The sequence below is a fragment of the Hydrocoleum sp. CS-953 genome, assembly GCF_002260545.1.
Taxonomy (GTDB): domain Bacteria; phylum Cyanobacteriota; class Cyanobacteriia; order Cyanobacteriales; family Microcoleaceae; genus Trichodesmium.
The window spans coordinates 1-2,742 of the sequence record NZ_LGSU01000322.1 but is presented as its reverse complement, the minus strand read 5'-3'; the positions used below and the strand labels follow the sequence as shown (position 1 = coordinate 2,742).

Genomic DNA, 2,742 nt, shown 5'->3' with positions numbered 1-2,742 from the left:
TGCGAATTAAGTAATTTACAAATTAGGAAGAATAATTCAGGGAGTAAAAGCTATAAAATACTGGGTATTTATAATGAAAATATAATTTTATTAATCAATCAAAATACTACTTTATTTAATAGCATCTTTAAAATCGGGAAAACTTATATTTAGAGCCGTATTAATTGCCACATTACTAACTTTTGCTATTTCAGAAAATGTTCTGGTTCACTTCAAAACATAAATCGTTAAATATTGTCCTTGTTACGGAAAACGATCCACATTTTCTGTAGGAAAAACTCAGTCATAAACTACTTCTGACTTTTGGATAGCGCTATATAGCAATCCTCCGCATATTCGTGGCAAAAATCTTACTGCTTTTTAGGGAACACTTAACTGGGAACAGGGAATAGGTGGGAGTTTCAACTTTTTTATTTACTTTTTCATTACCCGCAACCTATGCGCGGATTGCTATATCTGTCCTGACACTCTTAAGAAAAACAGTATATATTAATAATAGTAACAAATAAGACAAAAAGCTTGACAGAATCAAGTTTNGGTGGGAGTTTCAACTTTTTTATTTACTTTTTCATTACCCGCAACCTATGCGCGGATTGCTATATCTGTCCTGACACTCTTAAGAAAAACAGTATATATTAATAATAGTAACAAATAAGACAAAAAGCTTGACAGAATCAAGTTTTAATGATATACAGCCAGAGAGGATAAAATTAAATGAAATTGCAATATAACCAACAAACATTAGAAGTTGTAGAATTAGGAGTTACTGAATATTTTCAACGATCTGAGGGTCAATGGCATTCGGAAAGACGTTACTACACTTTACCTGAAGGGAATACCCAAGAAATAGTTAGTTACATAACAATCAAATTTTTAGAGCAAGGAAGTCCAGAACTTATCGAATTAGCTCAACTCCATAAGTTGAATAATCCTGAAACAGCCATGATTTGTGGTTCTTATGTAAGTTGGGTTAGTCAAGATTCTTTCTTAGAAAAGAAACAGTCTGAAGGTTCAACAGTATTTGGAGTAAAAGGTTCAATCTTGTATCGCGATCGCGGTTTTGCTACAAGTAACCCTATCATAGCTAAATATCACCTATCTGACCCTAATACATTATGTCTCAGAACGGAGTACAATGGGTCTGTATTTGAAGAAGAAATTAAACAAATAGGCCATAAATACCGGACGAGACAAACTATTATTTCTCGTGCTGGCGAACAAAAAATGATTGGTCAATATTTAGAAAAACGTATTTTAAATAATCAGTAAAGGTGAAGCGACGTAATTTTTTAATCGGAGCAACGGCAATAACTTTAGCTGAATTTTTAGCAGGATGTGAAACACAAGCGGATTTAAAAATTAAACTGTTAAAAAACACTATTCCTGCTCAAATGGTATCAAAATTTCGAGGGGAATTAATATCTTCCCCCAAGTTAAGTTTTCAACCTCAAGAAAGCTTGAGTGGATTATTTTCTCTGCTGCAAAGTTGGCAGAGAAAACTTTTGTTAGAAAAACATAATTTATCTACAAATAAAACAGAAAATATAGATATTGCTAATCTGGTGACAATAGGAGATTATTGGTTAGCAAATGCAATTAAACAAGAATTAATTCAACCTCTTAATTCTGAAGCTTTGCCAAGGTGGAATAAATTACCGAAAAAATGGCAAGAATTAGTCANAAAATATAGATATTGCTAATCTGGTGACAATAGGAGATTATTGGTTAGCAAATGCAATTAAACAAGAATTAATTCAACCTCTTAATTCTGAAGCTTTGCCAAGGTGGAATAAATTACCGAAAAAATGGCAAGAATTAGTCAAACGTAATAATCAAGGTTATGTAGATACCCAAGGTAAAGTTTGGGCAGCACCTTATCAATGGGGTACAACTTTAATTGCTTATCGAGTTGATAAGTTTAAAACTTTGGGATGGGAACCTAAAGATTGGAGTGACTTATGGCGACCAGAATTGAAGGGTAATATTTCTTTGCTCAATCAAGCTAGAGAAGTTATTGGTTTAACTCTGAAAAAATTAGGAAAGTCTTATAATACTAAAAATATTGATAAGGTAGAGAATTTAAAATCGGAACTGGTTAAACTAAATCAACAAGTTAAATTCTACAGTTCGGAGAATTATTTACAATCATTAATTATTGGAGATACTTGGTTAGCCGTTGGTTGGTCAAATGATATTTTACCATTGGTCAAAACACGCAAAGAAATTGCTGCTGTTGTGCCTCAGTCAGGAACGGCTTTATCGGCTAATTTATGGGTTAAACCTGCTGCTACTTCTNTCATTAATTATTGGAGATACTTGGTTAGCCGTTGGTTGGTCAAATGATATTTTACCATTGGTCAAAACACGCAAAGAAATTGCTGCTGTTGTGCCTCAGTCAGGAACGGCTTTATCGGCTAATTTATGGGTTAAACCTGCTGCTACTTCTGAGACTTCTTTAACAGAAAAATGGATTGATTTTTGTTGGCAACCCCAGGTAGCAGAACAAATGTCACTATTAACCCAGATTACTTCTCCTATCCTACCAGGGATTAATACAAATGAATTAACTTCAGAAATTAACAATAATCCCCTTTTATTACCCCCAAAAGAAGTTCTTGAAAAAAGTGAATTTCTTTATCCATTGGCAGATAGTACCATTGAACAGTATCGACAATTATGGAGAGAAATTCGTATTAGTACGGAGTAGGGAGTAGGGAGTAGGGAGTAGGGAGTAGGGAGTAG

General features: G+C 33.7%; 2 protein-coding genes and 1 pseudogene. All 3 read left to right on the top strand.

The features are described from left to right. Positions 1–714 precede the first annotated feature (714 nt). Positions 715–1,269: a phycobiliprotein lyase gene (locus AFK68_RS02980; RefSeq protein ID WP_094671508.1), complete on the top strand. Its 555-nt coding sequence runs from the start codon at positions 715–717 to the stop codon at positions 1,267–1,269. A 435-nt stretch (positions 1,270–1,704) separates the two neighbouring features. Further along, positions 1,705–2,295, top strand: a pseudogene (locus tag AFK68_RS02970) (extracellular solute-binding protein); the annotation flags it as partial. Position 2,296: 1 nt separating this feature from the next. Beyond that, on the top strand, positions 2,297–2,707 hold a 411-nt coding region (locus AFK68_RS02965; RefSeq protein WP_210407193.1), incomplete at its 5' end, for an extracellular solute-binding protein. Positions 2,708–2,742: the final 35 nt, after the last annotated feature.

What these genes read in the sequence shown, in the direction of transcription:
- AFK68_RS02980 (WP_094671508.1), top strand. Translation starts at nt 715, where the DNA reads ATGAAATTGCAATATAACCAACAAACATTAGAAGTTGTAGAATTAGGA.